We start from the raw sequence: 16,276 nt of genomic DNA, 5'->3' as shown, positions 1-16,276 counted from the left end.
CGATGACGACCGTCGAGAACGAGAAGCCCCAGTACAAGTACATCGGCGCCGACCGCAAGCGCGTCGAGGACCCGCGCCTGCTGGTCGGCCGTGGGGGTTACATCGCCGACCTGAAGCTCCCCGGCCTGCTGCACGCCGCGATCCTGCGCAGCCCGGTCCCGCACGCCACGATCCGCTCCATCGACGCCACGGAGGCGTTGAAGCTGCCGGGTGTCGTCGCCGTGGTCACGGGCGAGGACTGCAAGGCGCACATGAACCCGTGCATGAACTTCGGCCCGTCGTCGATCCCCCAGTTCCCGCTGGCGGTGGACAAGGTCCGCTACGTCGGTGAGGCCGTGGCCGCGGTCATCGCGGAGAGCCGGTACATCGCCGAGGACGCGGTGGAGCTGCTGGAGGTCGAGTTCGACGACCTGCCCGCGGTGACCAACCCGGTGGCCGCGATGGAGCCGGGCGCTGCGCTGCTGCACGAGGGGCACGGCAGCAACATCGGCTACGAGCGGACCTTCGAGTTCGGTGAGGTGGCCGAGGCGTTCTCCGGCGCCGACCTGGTCGTGGAGGACACCCTGCACTGGGGGCGCTCGGCGGGCATGCCGATGGAGACCTCCGGCGCCGTCGCCCGGCCCGGGCTCAACGGCGTGCTGGAGATCTTCTGCAACTCGCTGAACTTCAGCTACTTCTCGTTCCTCATCGCAGGAGCGCTGAAGCTGCCGTCGAACCGGCTGACGATGAACCCGGTCCCGGCCGGTGGCAGCTTCGGCAGCAAGTTCACCGCGCACAAGGTGCCGACGCTGGCCGGTTTCCTGGCGCTGCGCACGGGCCGCCCGGTGTCCTACGTCGAGGACCGGCTCGACCACCTGATGAACTCCGACCACCACGCGTCGGACCGCTACTACGACGCGAAGATGGGCTTCACGTCCGAGGGCATCATCACCGGCCTCGACGTCGACGTGGTCGACGACTACGGCGCCTACATGCAGTTCGGCGTCGGTACCCACGGCAACGCGTTCTCGCAGATCGTCGGTCCGTACGGGTTCCGGAACGTGAAGTACCACCTGCGCGCGGTGCTCACCAACAAGTGCCAGCAGGGCGCCTACCGCGGCTTCGGCTCCGAGGTGCACAACTGGGTGCTGGAGCGGCTGATCGACAAGGCGGCGGCCGAGCTCGGTCTCGCGCCCGAGGAGATCCGGCGCCGCAACTTCATCCAGAACGACCAGTTCCCGTACAAGATCCCGGGCGGCAACGTCTACGACAGCGGGAACTACCCGGCGGTGCTGGACAAGGCGCTCGGGATGATCGATCTGGAGCACTGGCGCAAGGAGCAGAAGCGGCTGCGCGAGGAGGAGGGCCGCTACATCGGTATCGGCCTGGCCACCACCCAGGAGCGCAGCGTCTTCAGCGCGACCGAGTTCTGGGCCCTGAACGACAACCCCGACTTCCCGCTCACCTCGAGCCCCGAGAGCGCGACGGTCACGATCGACCCGACGGGACAGTTCCAGCTCCTGCTGCACTGCCAGTCGATGTGGGGCAACAGCCCCGAGACGGTGGGCACCACGGTGCTGGCCGAGGAGTTCGGCATCGAGCCGGAGACCGTCAACGTCAGCTACGCCGACACCGCCCGCGCGCTTCCGGGCACCGGTCCGGGTGGTAGCCGGTACACGGTGATGCTCGCCGGTGCCGTGCGGGGCGCGTCGCGCAAGCTGCAGCGCAAGCTCGTCGACATCGCCGCGCACACCCTCGAGGTCGCCCCCGAGGACCTGGAGCTGGTCGACGCCCGCGTCCAGGTCACGGGTGCTCCGGAGAAGTCGCTGAGCCTGGCCGAGCTGGCCTCGACGGCGTACTTCTTCGCGCTCAACATGCCGCCCGGCATGGAGAGCGGGCTGGAGGAGAGCTTCACCTACGACCACCCGTACACGACGCTGCCCGCAGCGGACCGCTCCGATCTGGGTGTCTTCTACCCGATCATGGGCCACGCCTGCCACATCGCGGTGATGGAGGTCGACCCGGACACCGGGCGGACGTCCTTCCTCGACTACGTGGCGGTGCACGACGCCGGCACGATGGTCAACCCGAAGAGCCTGGGCGGCCACGTCACCGGCGGCGCGGCGCAGGGCCTCGGGTCGACCCTGTACGAGGAGCTGGCCTACGACGACGAGGGACAGTTCAAGTCCTCGACGTTCCTGGACTACCTGGTCCCGACGGCCAACGAGGTCCCGCCGTTCCGGCTCGGGCACGTCGAGACCCCGTCGCCGTTCACCGAGTACGGCATCAAGGGCGGCGGTGAGGGCGGCCGCATGGTCACGCCGTCCGTGGTCTCCGCGGCCATCGACGACGCCCTGCGGGAGTACGGCATGCGGGTCCGCGAGCTGCCGGTGAAGCCGGCTGACATCGTGGCCACGGTGCAGGCCTCCATCGCGCGCGGATAGCGCGCACCGATCGCGACCCGGCCCCGGACGGCCCCTCCGTCCGGGGCCGGGTCGAACCAAGTTAAGGACACAGATGCAGCACCCGTTCACCTCGCCCGGCGAGCTGAAGGAGCGGCTCGGTGACGTCGGCTACCTCGCCGACGACGCCCTGTCCATGGCGACCTACCTCGCGCTGGGCCTGAACCGCCCGCTGCTGCTCGAGGGCGAGAACGGCGTGGGCAAGACCGAGATCGCCAAGGCGCTCGCCGAGCTGCTGGGCCGCGACCTCATCCGTCTGCAGTGCTACGAGGGCATCGACACCAGCCAGGCGCTCTACGACTGGCACTACGGCCGGCAGCTGCTGGCCGTCCGCGGGTCGCAGGACGCGCGGGCCGCCGACGTGTTCACCCGTGACTACCTGCTCTCCCGCCCGCTGCTCGAGGCGCTGGAGGCGGGCGACCGCGCCGTGCTGCTCATCGACGAGCTCGACCGCGCCGACGACGAGTTCGAGGCGTTCCTGCTCGAGCTGCTCTCGGACTTCGCGGTGACCATCCCCGAGGTGGGCCGGGTCGTCGCGCCGTCCCCGCCGCTGGTGGTGCTGACGTCCAACCGCACCCGCGACCTGCACAACGCGCTGCGCCGTCGCTGCCTCTACCACTGGGTCGCCCACCCCGACGCCGAGCGCGAGTTCGAGATCCTGCGGGTGCGGGCCCCGGAGGTCCCCGAGGCGTTGGCCCGACAGATCGCCGGCGCGGTGCACCGGATCCGCGGGCTCGGCCTGGGCAACGCGCCCGGTGTGGGGGAGTCGATCGACTGGGCCGGCGCGCTGCACATGGTCGGGGTCTCCACCCTCTCTCCGGAGATCGCCGCCGCCACCTTGAGCGCGCTGGTCAAGGACGTCGACGACCAGCAGCTGGTGGCGGACAAGATCGACCTCGTGGTCTCCCCCGGCTCGTGAGCGCCGAACTCGGGAGCGCCGAGCCCCTGACCGATCCGGTCGAGGTGACCGGGCGCACCTGCGTGGAGTTCGCCGCGCTGCTGCGCCGCCGGGGCCTGGCCATCGGCCCGGAGCAGACGACGGCGCTCTACTCCGCGCTGCACCTGCTCGGGCGGGTCGGCCTGCGCGAGCTCTACTGGGCCGGACGCGTGGTGCTGGCGAACCAGCGCGAGCAGTACCCGATCTACACCGCGGCGTTCGTGGAGTTCTTCGGCCCGCCGTCGCAGGACGACGACGGCCTGCCGGCGCCGCGCGCGGTCCCGCTCACGGCGCCGGACCGCGAGTCGGACGTCCCGGGCACCCCGAGCGCCCAGCCCGCGGGCCCGGAGGACGAGCAGGCCGACGAGGCCAGGATCGTGCCGAGCGACGTCCAGGTGCTCAAGACGAAGTCGTTCGCGCACATGGACGCCGACGAGCGCCGCCGCGCCGCCGCGCTGATCCGGGACCTGCGCCCCGAGCTGCCGCGCCGCCGGGGCCGCCGCCGCAGGCCGGCCCCGAGCGGGCCGCACCTGGACGTGCGTGGGCTGCTGCGGTCGTCGCTGCGCACCGACGGCGAGCCGATGCGGCTGCCGCGGCGCCGCGTGCCGTTCCGCGAGCGCCCCCTGACGCTGGTGATCGACGTGTCCGGGTCGATGGGGCCCTACGCGCTCGCACTGCTGCGGTTCGGCCACGCGATGCTGCACGCCGGGCACCGCGTCGAGGTGTTCACCGCCGGCGTCCACCTCACGCGGATCACCGAGTCGTTGCGCCGTGCTTCGGTCGACGCCGCGCTGCGCCGCATCGGCCGCGAGGTCGACGACTGGGACGGCGGCACCTTGCTCGGCACCTCGGTGCGCGACCTCGTCGACCGGTTCGGCCGACACGCCGCCGTGCGTGGCGCGCTGGTCGTGATGTGCTCCGACGGGCTCGACCGCGACGCGCCGGAGACGCTCGGAACCGCGATGGCGGAGCTGTCGCGCCGGGCGCACCGGGTGCTCTGGCTCAACCCGCTCAAGGGCGACCCGCGGTACCGGCCGCTGCAGCGCGGGATGGCGGCCGCGCTGCCGCACGTCGACGTCTTCCTCCCCGGCCACAACCTGGTGAGCTTCGAGGCCATGTGCGCCGCGCTGACCCGTCGCCGGGCGGCCTAGCCGTGCTCGAACGTCCGGAGCGCGACCGCCCGGCACGGCGGACTGAAGTCGGCTTCTGGATCGTCGCCGTCGCCTTCACCGCGGTCATGTCGCTGGGCACCGCGCCGTCCCCGCTCTACCCCCTCTACCAGGAACGCTACGGCTTCTCCGCCGCCGTCGTGACGGTGGTGTTCGCCGCCTACGCGGTGGGTGTGATCGTCAGCCTCTTCCTGCTCGGACACCTGTCGGACCAGCTGGGCAGGCGCCGGCTGCTGCTCGCCGCGGTGGTGACGGCGGTGGCGTCGGCGGCGGTGTTCACCGTCTGGCCGCAGCTGCCGGGCCTGCTGTCGGCCCGGGTGCTCTCCGGCGTCGCGGTCGGGATGATCACCTCCACGGGGGTGGCCGCCCTCGCCGAGCTGGACGCCGCGGGACGGCCGGGCCGGGGCGGGCGACGGGCGGCCGTGGTCGGTACCGCGGCGAACCTGGGGGGCCTCGGGTTCGGGCCGTTCCTCGCGGGGCTGCTGGCCGATCTCGCGCCGTGGCCGCTGCACCTGTCCTACGTCGTCCACCTGGTGGTGCTGGTGGCCGTGGCCGCCCTGCTCGCGCTGGTGCCCGAGACCGTCCGGCGGCCCGACCCGCGGCCGTCGTACCGGCCTCAGCGGGCGGCGGTGCCTCCGGAGCTGCGCCGGCAGTTCGCGGTGGCCGCCCTGGCGGCCATCGTGGCCTTCGCGCTGTTCGGGTTGTTCGCCGCGCTGGGGTCGGCGTTCATCCGGGGCACGCTCGGCTCGGCGTCGCACACCCTCGGCGGGCTCTCCACGACGGCCACCTTCGGCACCGCTGCGCTGGTGCAGGCGCTCGTGCGGGATCCGGCCGGGCGGTGGGCGGGTCTGCTCGGCACCGTGGCCGTCCCGCTCGGGCTGGCGGTCGTGGTGGCCGCCACGTGGTGGCCGTCGCTGCCGCTCTTCCTGGCCGGGGAGGTCGCCGTCGGCGCCGGAGCCGGGCTGATGTTCGCCGGCGCGGTGCGCGTGGTCGCCGCGACCGCCGCCCCGCAGAACCGTGCCGAGGTGCTGGCCGGGCTGTTCCTGGCCGCCTACCTCGGGCTGACGCTGCCGGTGCTCGGCCTGGGCGCCGCCAGCCGGTACGCGGCGCTGCCGGTCGTCCTCACCGCCTACGCGGCGCTGGCCGCGGTGGTCGCGGTGTCGACCGGGCGCGCACTGCGGCGCGCCCGGCCCTGACCCGCAGGTCCTGATCCTTCAGCTGTGGTGCCGGGCGCGATGCTGCGCCAGCACGTCGTACCCGAAGTCGTTCTCCGGGTCGCGCCACACCGAGTGCACGTGGTTCACATCGCGCTGGGTGTTGTCGTACTCGACGAGCAGCCGCGGGCCCTGCAGACGGTAGTAGTGCGGTCGTCCCGGTTCGGTGCTGCCCGCCCACGCCAGGTGCACGCCGTGGAGCCGGTCGCCGGCGAACTTCGCGGCCTCGCGCTCGGCGAGCTCGTCGGGGATCCGGCCGAGGTAGAGGCCGAGCAGGGCGCGCAGCTGGTCCTGTTGGCCCGCGGTCAGGTCCGACGCGGGGACGCCCTTCGGGACCCCGGTCAGCCGCACGGCCTCGTGGTGCTCCGGGCTCGCTCCGGCCTTCTCCTCGGCGCCCTGGTGCATGGCCTCCACCCGGTCGGCGAGGCGGGCCTCGGCGAAGTATCCGCGCCAGATGTCGGGCAGCCGCATCATCAGGTCGCCGTCGCCGATGCGCGAGCGGTTGCCCCCCACGATGTCGGTGGGCGCGACGCCGCTGATCAACGCGTGCGCCGCCTGCTCCTCGTCGAGCGAGCGCACCAGGTCGCGGGCGAGGTCCTCGACGCCGCCCAGGGGGCGCAGCGGGTGCGGGCCGAGCAGCGGTGACGAGGCCGGGTCGGCGCCGAGGAAGCAGGGCGTGCTGGCCTGCACCTCGCCGTCGACGACGAGCACGTTGAGCGAGATGTGGTGGCCGCCGAAGCGCCACGACCAGGGCGCGTCGCCGCCCGGCTCGCCGAACACCCGCATCCAGTACATCTGAGGGTCGCGGCCGCGCTCGCGGCCCCAGTCGACCTGGAAGCCCTCGACGAGGTCGAGGACGTTCTCCAGGCCCATGATCGTCGACACGGTGCCGTAGCCGGCGCGGGAGAGCCCGGTGGCGACGAGCTGCATGGCCAGGCCTCGCTGAGCCGGACGCATGTCCGTCAGCGCGAGACCGCCGTGGTCGGTGGGCGTGTAGTACCAGCGGTGGCGCTCGTCGTCGGACGGCCATGGCCAGGCCGCCGCGGTGCGCTGGTCGTCGTCGAGGGCGGCGAGCCAGGCCGCGGCGGCCGCGGCGGCCCTGTCGCCTGCGGCCCGGGCGGGGGAGTCGTTCACAGCGACCGAGCCTAGTGAAATCCGAGCCCCGGAACCGGCCGTGTGTCGGACAGCCAGAGCTCACCTCGGTGGCCTACCCCGGGCGGAAAGCCCAGGCCGGGCCGGCCCCGCCGGCCAGACCCCCGGCGCCCGTGCTCGACCTCACCCCCGCCCCACCGGCGGCATCTCGGGCATGAGCGCGGCGGCTCCCGAGCCCGCGAACACCAGCGCCCGCCGACACCACGGCCCGCTGCCTCGGCGGGATCGCGATTGCGCTCGCCGTGATCGGGCTGGCCGTCGCGCTGCGCTTCCGCCGGGCCGGCCGCTCGTCCGGGACGGGATGGGGCGCCGGCCGGAAGGTCAGCACCTCGTCCCGCCACCGGCACCACGGGGACCGGGCGACCTCGCGAAATCAGCTGCATCTCGCCCCGCGCTCTTGCCGTGGGGCGCCGGGGGGGTGGACCGTGTTCCGACCGGTGCGGAGGCGATCGGTGCCGATCGGAGAGCGGCCGTGGGCGACCCTTGGGGATTTCTCGGAACCTCCCGCGAGAACCCGCGGCGTCGACCCGTCCCCCTGCGGTTGCGCGACTGGGGTGAGGTTCACGAGCCGATGCCGGCGGCCCGGCTGCGTAAGCAGGCCGGTCGGTGCATGGACTGCGGCATCCCGTTCTGCCACGAGGCCTGTCCGCTGGGCAACTTCATCCCGGAGTGGAACGACCTGGTCCGGCGTGCCGAGTGGCGCCGGGCGCTCGAACGGCTGCACGCCACGAACAACTTCCCGGAGTTCACCGGCGTGCTGTGCCCGGCACCCTGCGAGGCGTCGTGCGTGCTGGCGATCAACAACGACCCGGTCACGATCAAGCAGGTCGAGCTGCAGATCATCGACCACGCCTGGGAGCAGGGGTGGGTGGCGCCGCTCCCGCCGACGGCACGGACGGGCCGTACGGTCGCCATCGTCGGGTCCGGCCCGGCCGGGCTCGCGGCCGCCCAGCAGCTCACCCGGGTCGGCCACGAGGTGATCGTCTACGAGCGGGCCGACCGGTTCGGCGGGCTGCTGCGCTACGGGATCCCCGAGTTCAAGATGCAGAAGCGCCGGCTCGACCGCCGACTCGAGCAGATGCGCGCCGAGGGCACCACCTTCCGGGCCGCGGCGGAGGCCGGCGTCGACCCCTCCGTCGAGGAGCTCCGAGCCCGATCCGACGCCGTGGTCCTGGCCTGCGGCGCCACCATCAGGCGGGAGCTGTCCGTACCGGGTCGCGCGCTCGACGGCGTCCACCCGGCGATGGAGTACCTGACCTGGGCCAACCGGGTGCAAGAAGGCGACGTGGAGGTCTCGCCGATCACCGCCATGGGCAAGGAGGTCGCCATCATCGGAGGGGGCGACACGGGAACCGACTGCCTGGGCACCGTCCACCGCCAGGGGGCACGGTCGGTCGTGCACGTCGACATCCGACCTCACCCGCCCGAGCAGCGCACCGCGGACATGCCGTGGCCCACCTACCCCGCGATCTACCGGACAGCACCCGCGCATGAGGAGGGCGGTGCGCGCCTGTTCAGCACGGACACCCTCGAGTTCCTCGGCGACGCGGACGGCAGGCTGCGGGCGATCAGGATCGCCGAGGGATTCCGCGACGACCGCAAACGGTTCCACCCGACGGCCGCGACGGCACGGGTGATCCCCACACAGCTCGCCCTGCTGGCTCTAGGGTTCCTCGGCGCCGAGCGCAGCAGGCTTCTCGCCGAGCTGGGCGTCCAGTTCGACGAGCACGGCAACGTCGCACGTGATGAGAACTTCATGTCCGGTGTCGAGGGCATCTTCGTCGCCGGCGACATGGGCCGCGGTCAGTCGCTCATCGTGTGGGCGATAGCGGAGGGCCGCGCCGCTGCGGCTGCCGTCGACGCCTACCTCACCGGGCGTGACGTCCTGCCCCGCCCGATCGAGCCCACCGACAGCCCGATCGCCTAGCGCCGGTCGGGGGCCCCTCGCCCTGCACCGGTTGTGTCACCCGGGCCGGGGTGATGTGAGTGTTGGTTCGGGCGGCTCCGCTGGATACGGGCGGCAACCACGAGACAACCCCGGGTGCCCCGGCGGTCGCAAGAACGTCTGATCGACCGAGCAAGCTGTTCCTGCCGCCGTAGAACGCGGCAGAACAACCCGGCCTCATGTGTCGGCGAGATTCCCACCTGGAGGTCCAACATCTGCAGGGAGGTAGCCCTTCACTCGCCCACCCTGAGCCAGGGTCAAACCTGGAGCTACACATTCTCGAAGGCCGGGACATACAGCTACATCTGCTCGATCCACCCGAACATGACCGGATCGATCACGGTCACCTGGACGACGACCGGCCGCCACCCGAATCCGAATTCTGACCCGGACCCCGACGCCAACTGCTTCAGCACACCGCGTAGGGCGGCCCAGCAGTCCGTACTCATGGTGAACTCCGGGGGACGTCACCAGAGGCCGAGGGATCGCGGACGAGTCCCCGCAGCCGACATAGCCCGGCACCGCGGAGTCCAGGTCTATGGCTTCACGTCCTGCTGCATGCCTCTGCAGCTCAGCGTCGACCAGCCGTTGGCTGCAGTGTCTGTGATGCACCCAGCCGAGCAGAACTCGCAGTCATACCCGCAGTCATTGTCTCCATTGTGGATCGGTCGCGTCCCCTCGGGCGGTGTAGTTCGGTCCGCGAGGGTCTCTACGATTCAGATCATGCTGTGCTGGGTTCAGCGGTGGCTATCTCTGCCGCCGAAGGCGGCGGTGTGGTGAGCAGAGCGATCGTGTTCTCACCGAGGCAGCGGCGGTCGGTGGCTCTTCCAATGCGCGGACGGCAGCCGCTCCCGGTCCTCATCAGGCGCTGCTGCGAGGCCCCGCCAGTTGAAATCGAGGCTGACTTCCATGGGTCCGGACGCGATCCGACCAGATGCGACGACGGACCCACGATGAGGAACGGGAACGGCACTGAGACGCAAGAAGGGCCAGAACCGAGGTTCTGGCCCTTCTTGCGTGGGGCTGAATCAGGCGTCGGCCTTCTTGCGCGTTCGCCGCTTCGGCTTGACGACCGGGGCCTCGAAGACCGGAGCCTCGACCTTGGCAGCCGCAACGGGCGTGCTCCCCCGGTTCTCGTAGGCCTCGATCACGGCAGACGGGATCCGCCCGCGGGCGGAGACGGAGTGCCCGTTGGCAGCCGCCCATTCCCGGATCTCAGCAGTTTCCTGACGCGTTCGTGTCGACCGCGCATAGCTCTTCGTCCTCGATACAGCCGCAGTGCCGCCGGCACGACGAGCCGCACCGACGAACGGAGCCAGCGCATCGCGAAGGCCGGCCGCGTTCTCGTCGTTGAGGTCGATCTCGAAAGCCTTACCGTCCAACGTGAAGCTGATCGTCTCGTCAGCCTCGCCGCCGTCCAGGTCGTCGATCAGTTTCACCTCAGTGATCTGAGCCATACTCACGTCCGTCCATGGAGCCTCGCTTACGACTTGATTCTCCACGAGTTCGGAGAACTGCCGCCCCACAACACGCTTTGGATGCTCAGCAGATGCTGAACGTCACAGAGCTCCGTGGACGACATAAGGCGATAGGCAGTGCCACGCTTCCGCTGTTGATGCTGACGCGCTTGCCCGGCGACCTCGTCGAGCGTTGTCGGACTCATCCCGGTGCCGCGAACGCTCGTCAATGCGGACCGAATCGGTCCTCCTCGCGGTGTCTGACCGGAGTCGAGGGTCACGCCACGCCCGTTCCTTCCACGCCACCACTCGCGGGCGCTACCTCAGGCCGTCCGGGACCGCGAACGCCGGCGCCTGGCCCCGCACCCAGCACACAGGCGATACCAGCCGAGGCCAGAAGGTCCCCTCAAGCCGACAACGTCTCCCCCATCTGACCCGGTCACCCCGGAGGCGGTACGCCCACGACAGGTCAGACTCTTCGCCTCGTCGGCGCTGGCGACGGGCCTCCCACCCGGTGCAAGCCGCAGTGATGCCCTGCAGAGCCCGCTCGTGTCGGTAGCCGGATGGGACCGCGGGGGTCTGCGATCGCAGGCGCGATGTTCATGACCGACTTCTTCGCGCGGCGCGGCTCTCCGCGCGGACACGTGCTGCGGTGCCGTGGGGATAGCCGGCCTTGCATGCCCGATGCTCGGTGGCCTCGTAGAGGAACACGAAGGAGTAGGCGAGCCCGACCAGCGACCCGCTCACCACGGCCATCACCCGGACCCACATCGGGCCCGGGATCAACACCAGCAACACGACCGCGACCGGCACCAGCTGCACAAGCAATCGCAGCAGGTGACGCAGCGGCCAGGTGCGACAGGTGACGTCGTAGCACACCCACTCCCGATATGCCGACGGCAGCGCACCGCCGGCGGCGTACCACAACCAGCGAAGAGGGCCCGGTCGCCGCGGCGATCCCATCGAGATGCCATGTGAGTCTGGACTGTGCGTACTAGGTGCCGACCTCATGTCGGTGCTCCGGTCCCCGGGACGATTCGACCGCTCGGGCGTGGACTCCCGTCGACGACAACGCGAGCCCTGACCGCCCACGTGCACGGTGGTCCCGACCACACCAGATTACGCCCCCAACGGGGTCGCCGGACATCTCGTCGAGGCGCCCGCGCCCGGCAACAGACCCCGCACCCCGCCCGCTCAGCATCCCTCGACTCAACGGCTGGCCGACCGGGCAGGTGTCGCGCGCGTTGGCCATGCCGAACGCAGCGACGACCCGCAACCCGGATAGAAGATCGAGAACCAGAACCAGGGGGGCCTCCGAGACGGCGCGTCGGCACCGATCATGTTGGGGGCGACGGCCATGGCATTGTTCTGCGCGTTCTGCCAGTGCTCGGGGTCGGAGTTCTGGGGCCGCGAGTGCTACCTGCTCCGCGACGGCCGGCGCGGGGACAGCTGGGCCCTCAAGCGCTGGATCTTCATCTCTCCCGAACAGCGACACGTCTGCCAGGCGGTACTATCGACGGGAAGAAACCGACCACCGCTGCACGTTGTTCGTCAAGACCATGGCCGACCTGGGCCATAGGTGCTGGACCGCCGACCGGTGGCCCCGTCCTGTGTGGGCTGTCCGGCCCCCGCGGTGGCGTTTCCGCAGATCCGAGGGTCAGGTCGCGTCCCGGAGGAGCCACACCTCGGCCTCTCCCCGCGACGCCCATGACCCGACCGCAGCGCTGTGCGCGGTAAGGCCGCCACGGCGGCCCTGCCGGGCATTCCGGAGGAGGAGTTCGTGGCTCGACGAGGCCAGCCCCAGACCAGGGCTCGCCGTAGCGCCCCGCGGGAGCAACGACGCGGCCGCGAACGCGGCGACGTCATGTCGGTGCTCGCGCACTCCGTCCGGGAGGTCGCGGCCGCCCTGCGGAGCGGCCGGGTGACACCCGCGACGCGCACGAAGTTCCAGGCGGTCGCACTGCTGTTGCGCGAGGAGCGCGCCCGGGTCCGGGCGGAGGAGAACATCAGCGACGCGCGCCGGGCCGGGCGGCTCAAGCGTCTCGACGACATCGCGACGACCCTCGCGATGACCGCCGTCCGTGACCCGGCGCTCCTGGCGCTCCTCGCCGAGGACGCCATCGTCTCCGACGAGGCCAGGTCGCTCGCCCGGGACGTGCTGCGGAAGGCGGGCAGCGAGACGGGCCTCGAGACGGACGTCGACCAGGCCCCGCCGGTGGAGGTCCCCGCCGCCCCCACCAAGCCCCGGGTGGTGCCGCAGTCGGTCGTCTCGCGGCAGTTGGCCAACCCCTTCCTCGCCCCCGATTTCTCGGCCCCCCGGCCGAGCGCACCCCGTCCGACGCCGCTGGCCGGCTGGGAGCTGCTCGGCCCGCTGCTGCGGTCGTTCGAGCGCGCCGGTGGCGGTGCCTCGGCGTGCATGGCCCTCCCCGCGCCGACCCTCCAGAGGGCGCCGGGCGGCCGGGAGCTCATGCCGCACCAGGCCCGGCTGGTCGCCGCGGCCCAGGCCGGCCACCGGACCTTCCTGCTCGCCGACGAGCCGGGGCTGGGCAAGACGGCCCAGGCGCTGCTCGCCGCGGAGGCGGCGAACGCCTACCCCCTGCTCGTCGTCGTGCCCAACGTCGTCAAGACGAACTGGGTGCGCGAGGCCGGTCTGTGGACACCCCGCCGCTCGGCGACGGTGATCCACGGCAACGGTGACTCCATCGACGGCTTCGCCGACATCGTCGTCGTCAACTACGAGGTGCTCGACCGGCATGTGGGGTGGCTCGGCGACTTCGGCTTCCGCGGAATGGTCGTCGACGAGGCGCACTTCATCAAGAACAAGGCCTCCCAGCGCTCGCAGCACGTCCTGGAGCTCTCCGAACGCATCCGGTCCTTCACCGCGCGTCCGCTGCTGATGGCCCTCACCGGCACCCCGCTGATCAACGACATCGAGGACTTCCTCGCCATCTGGCAGTTCCTCGGCTGGATCGACGGGACGAAACCGCTTGCCGACCTGATGGACGCCCTCACCGAGACCGGCCTGACACCCGCCGATCCGGGCTTCTACGCCGCCGCCCGCAGCTGCGTCGTGGACCTCGGCATCGTCCGTCGCCGCAAGGTCGACGTGGCCGCCGACATCCCGGCGCGGCGCATCGCCGACCTTCCCGTCGAGCTGGACGGGCCCGCCGGCCGGTCGATTCGGGCCGCCGAGCGCGACCTCGCCCGCCGGATGATGGCCCGGTACTCCGACGCACTCGCCATCCGACGGTCCGGTGGCGTCGTCGAGAGCCCCACCGCCGACGGCATCGACCACGACCTCGTGCGCCGGGTGGCCAGGTGGGAGCAGAAGGATGCGGCCACGTCGACGACCGGCGACAATGTCTTCAGCATGATGCGACGCATCGGCCACGCGAAGGCCGGCCTCGCCGCCGACTACGCCGCACAGCTCGCGCGCAGCGCAGGGAAGGTGGTCTTCTTCGCCAAGCACGTCGACGTGATGGACGCCGCCGAGGAAACGTTCACCAAGCAGGGGGTCCGGTTCTCCTCGATCCGCGGCGACCAGACGTCGACCGTGCGACAGCGCAACATCGACGCCTTCGTCAACGACCCCGGCGTCGCCGTCGCGGTCTGCTCGCTGACCGCGGCCGGTGTGGGCATCAACCTCCAGGTCGCCTCCAACATCGTGCTCGCGGAACTCTCCTGGACCGCCGCGGAACAGACCCAGGCCATCGACCGCAGCCACCGCATCGGTCAGGCGGAGCCCGTCACCGCGTGGCGCATCATCGCCGCCCAGACGATCGATGCCAGGATCGCCGAGCTGATCGACAACAAGGCCGGCCTCGCCGCCCAAGCGCTCGACGGCTCCGAGGAGGAAGTCGGATCGTCGGCCGACGTGCAGCACGAGGCGCTCGTCGCGCTGCTGACCGACGCGCTGTCGGCGGCCCCGACGCACCTTGAGAGGTGACGCGGCGAGCGGTGAGCGAGGTGTTCGTGCTCATCGAGGGAACAACGAATCCACAGGTCACGGTGGAGCAGCTCCGACCCGCTGGGAACCGCGCGGAACAGGTCGACTCGAGCTGGGAGCCGTCACGTCAGCTGCGGAAGAGCGCGAGCTGCTCCCCGGCCGAACGCTGTCGTCGTCGAGGCGGGCGCGCACGAGGTCCCGCATCACGGTCTCGATCGCGTACCGGGCGCGGCTCCCTTCTGCGATGACCGCCCGCTCGCGGTCGGTGAGCTCGCCGGAGAACAACGATCTCGGCGTCGTCAACGCAGCCCGAAAACTGAACCTCATGCTGATGCGTAAAGGCCCCACCCTGCAGAGGCGACGGCACTGCTTCGACCTCGCCGATCACTTGGTCGAACCAGTCCGAGGCACATCGACCGGCGTGGCCCCATCGGCGCCGTCGAGCAGCGTCTGGCGGCAACGCTTCGTTCATCAGTGCGTGATGAACAGCCGAAGCACCTGGTTCTCGCCCGGTCGGCCAGTCTCCGGTTCGAGCATGAATGATGTCGCGAGGAGGCCGCGGATCGTGCCATCGGGCGACCAGCCCTCGACGCGCCAGAGCACGGCTCCCTGCATCACTCCGGCCTGAGCGCTGGGTTCAAGCACGCCCTCGCCGACGTTGTCGATGCTCATCCGTCGGTCGCCGAGGACGAGTGTGCCCTTCTCGACGAAGGTCGACTCACCGATCCCTCGATGCTCAGAAGATCCTCGACCAACAGCGGAAGCCCCGCTGCCCGGTCACGAATCGACTCGGCGACCGATGAGCTCGGAGCACCGCCACACGCCTTGACCATGTCCCGACCTGCTCACCGGTCAGCGCCGCGAGCGCCTCAAGACGCGGCGAACCGCGGCGGGCCAGTCGCTCCAGCAGGTCCATGGCCGTCCCTGGAACATCCCGGCACGTCGCGACCAGGACAAGGCGTTCACCCGCACAGTTGTCGGCCAGGTACTCGACCACCGCGAGCGTCTCGGGGTCAGCCCATTGAAGGTCCTCGAGCACAAGCAGCACCTCGCGGTCCTCAAGCCGCGGCGCGGCCTCTACACCTCCCCCGCTCCCTCGTACTGGCCGCTCTGCTCATCGCAATGGCCGGGTCAAGGGTGCCCGGAGGGCATCGCGGCGCGTTCGCGGCGCGACGGCCGAGCCGGCCTTGACGCGGCCGGCGCGTCGTGGACGATGACGAGGCCGAGGGGGCGTAGACCCGGCAAGGTCCCAGACCCCGGACGGGCAAACGCCGGCGCGTCGGGGATTGGGTGCACTGGCCGATACTGCCCAGGTACGCCACCCAGCCGATGCAGGAGGGGAACCGTGATCGCCGCTGACGTTCCCGAGATCGACGACACGCTGGCAAGCATGGTCGAGCTCATCGACACGATGTCCCCTCCGCCGAGCGAGGGCCCTGGAGTCATTCTGACGCTAAGCGGGCTCGTGGTCAGTGGCCGGATCATCCCGCACTGGCAGTGGTTCGAGGAGGTCGAGCACGCCTCGCGGGCCGCCTTCACCGTGCACACCGGCGGTTCCATCGACGACGAGCACGGTGGCTGGGCGACCCTGTTCAAGAAGGACAGCGAGTCCCTGACCCAGGAGCACAACGCACTCGCCGCCGCGAAGGATGCGCTCGGTTCTCTGCCCGAGCGCTACCAGCAACGCCTCGCGCACCTCGACCCGACGCACTTCATCCACCTGCGCGAAGCCCGAATCTTCGCCCCCAGCGGTGCGGCGCTGCCTGGTAATGGGATGCATTGGCGGGGTCGGCTCTCCGCGGTCTCGGGATGGTCCTTCGGCCAGCTCGAACCGACCCCATCGGTTGGTGCGATCGACAACCCCGGCCACCACGGGTAGGAATCGGCGGCGCCGGCCGGCGAAGTGGCGTGCGCGGCGGCCGATCACGACCGATACAGGCGCGAGCCCGCCGCGGCGGATGCATCCCGAGCACCGTTCGGGCCCCGCGGAGTGGATCGGGGGACGGAGCCTCGAG

Annotated in this window: 13 protein-coding genes and 1 pseudogene; 8 read left to right on the top strand and 6 right to left on the bottom strand. The window is 71.0% G+C overall.

Translation table 11 applies throughout. The features are described from left to right. Window positions 1–2 precede the first annotated feature (2 nt). The 4 genes from WBK50_RS01405 to WBK50_RS01390 all read left to right on the top strand — a co-directional run bounded on the left by WBK50_RS01405 (window position 3) and on the right by WBK50_RS01390 (window position 5,743). Window positions 3–2,423, top strand: a complete 2,421-nt coding sequence (locus WBK50_RS01405) for a xanthine dehydrogenase family protein molybdopterin-binding subunit (RefSeq protein ID WP_341333867.1) — start codon at window positions 3–5, stop codon at window positions 2,421–2,423. Window positions 2,424–2,496: 73 nt separating this feature from the next. Further along, on the top strand, window positions 2,497–3,360 hold the full coding sequence (locus WBK50_RS01400) for an AAA family ATPase (RefSeq protein WP_341333866.1): 864 nt from the start codon (window positions 2,497–2,499) through the stop codon (window positions 3,358–3,360). Beyond that, window positions 3,357–4,529, top strand: a complete 1,173-nt coding sequence (locus WBK50_RS01395) for a vWA domain-containing protein (RefSeq protein ID WP_341333865.1) — start codon at window positions 3,357–3,359, stop codon at window positions 4,527–4,529. The genes WBK50_RS01400 and WBK50_RS01395 overlap by 4 nt, the downstream gene beginning before the upstream one ends. Window positions 4,530–4,531: 2 nt before the next feature. Then, entirely contained in the window at window positions 4,532–5,743 is a 1,212-nt protein-coding gene (locus tag WBK50_RS01390; protein ID WP_341333864.1) for an MFS transporter, read from the top strand. 18 nt (window positions 5,744–5,761) lie between these two features. On the opposite strand, the gene WBK50_RS01385 is transcribed toward WBK50_RS01390, so the two are convergent. Further along, window positions 5,762–6,895, bottom strand: a complete 1,134-nt coding sequence (locus WBK50_RS01385) for a DUF3500 domain-containing protein (protein ID WP_341333863.1) — start codon at window positions 6,893–6,895, stop codon at window positions 5,762–5,764. 490 nt (window positions 6,896–7,385) lie between these two features. Here WBK50_RS01385 and WBK50_RS01380 point away from each other — a divergent pair, with 490 nt between their 5' ends. Both WBK50_RS01380 and WBK50_RS01375 read left to right on the top strand, forming a co-directional pair. Beyond that, window positions 7,386–8,840 (top strand): glutamate synthase subunit beta, encoded by a 1,455-nt coding sequence (locus tag WBK50_RS01380; protein ID WP_341333862.1) that lies wholly within the window; start codon window positions 7,386–7,388, stop codon window positions 8,838–8,840. A gap of 114 nt (window positions 8,841–8,954) precedes the next feature. Beyond that, window positions 8,955–9,152, top strand: a pseudogene (locus WBK50_RS01375) (hypothetical protein); the annotation flags it as partial. 5 nt (window positions 9,153–9,157) lie between these two features. Here WBK50_RS01375 and WBK50_RS01370 read toward each other — a convergent pair. The 3 genes from WBK50_RS01370 to WBK50_RS01360 form a co-directional block, all read right to left on the bottom strand. Further along, entirely contained in the window at window positions 9,158–9,307 is a 150-nt protein-coding gene (locus WBK50_RS01370; protein ID WP_341339585.1) for a hypothetical protein, read from the bottom strand. A 579-nt stretch (window positions 9,308–9,886) separates the two neighbouring features. Continuing rightward, window positions 9,887–10,297 (bottom strand): histone-like nucleoid-structuring protein Lsr2, encoded by a 411-nt coding sequence (locus WBK50_RS01365; RefSeq protein WP_445942202.1) that lies wholly within the window; start codon window positions 10,295–10,297, stop codon window positions 9,887–9,889. A 618-nt stretch (window positions 10,298–10,915) separates the two neighbouring features. Next, window positions 10,916–11,278 (bottom strand): DUF5313 family protein, encoded by a 363-nt coding sequence (locus WBK50_RS01360; protein WP_341333860.1) that lies wholly within the window; start codon window positions 11,276–11,278, stop codon window positions 10,916–10,918. A 763-nt stretch (window positions 11,279–12,041) separates the two neighbouring features. On the opposite strand from WBK50_RS01360, the gene WBK50_RS01355 reads away from it, so the two are divergent. Beyond that, window positions 12,042–14,261 carry a DEAD/DEAH box helicase gene (locus tag WBK50_RS01355; RefSeq protein ID WP_341333859.1) on the top strand — a complete coding sequence of 740 codons (2,220 nt, stop codon included), beginning with the start codon at window positions 12,042–12,044 and terminating at the stop codon, window positions 14,259–14,261. A gap of 471 nt (window positions 14,262–14,732) precedes the next feature. On the opposite strand, the gene WBK50_RS01350 is transcribed toward WBK50_RS01355, so the two are convergent. Next, window positions 14,733–14,933 carry a hypothetical protein gene (locus WBK50_RS01350; protein ID WP_341333858.1) on the bottom strand — a complete coding sequence of 67 codons (201 nt, stop codon included), beginning with the start codon at window positions 14,931–14,933 and terminating at the stop codon, window positions 14,733–14,735. A 64-nt stretch (window positions 14,934–14,997) separates the two neighbouring features. After that, window positions 14,998–15,309: a hypothetical protein gene (locus WBK50_RS01345; RefSeq protein ID WP_341333857.1), complete on the bottom strand. Its 312-nt coding sequence runs from the start codon at window positions 15,307–15,309 to the stop codon at window positions 14,998–15,000. Between the two features lie 297 nt (window positions 15,310–15,606). Between WBK50_RS01345 and WBK50_RS01340 the strand changes: the two genes are divergently transcribed. Beyond that, window positions 15,607–16,140, top strand: coding sequence for a hypothetical protein (locus WBK50_RS01340; protein WP_341333856.1), 534 nt, complete (start codon window positions 15,607–15,609; stop codon window positions 16,138–16,140). Window positions 16,141–16,276: the final 136 nt, after the last annotated feature.

The sequence above is a fragment of the Pseudonocardia sp. T1-2H genome, from assembly GCF_038039215.1.
Classification (GTDB): domain Bacteria; phylum Actinomycetota; class Actinomycetes; order Mycobacteriales; family Pseudonocardiaceae; genus Pseudonocardia.
Note: the sequence above shows the minus strand (reverse complement) of the source record. Positions and strands in the feature narration are given on the sequence as shown.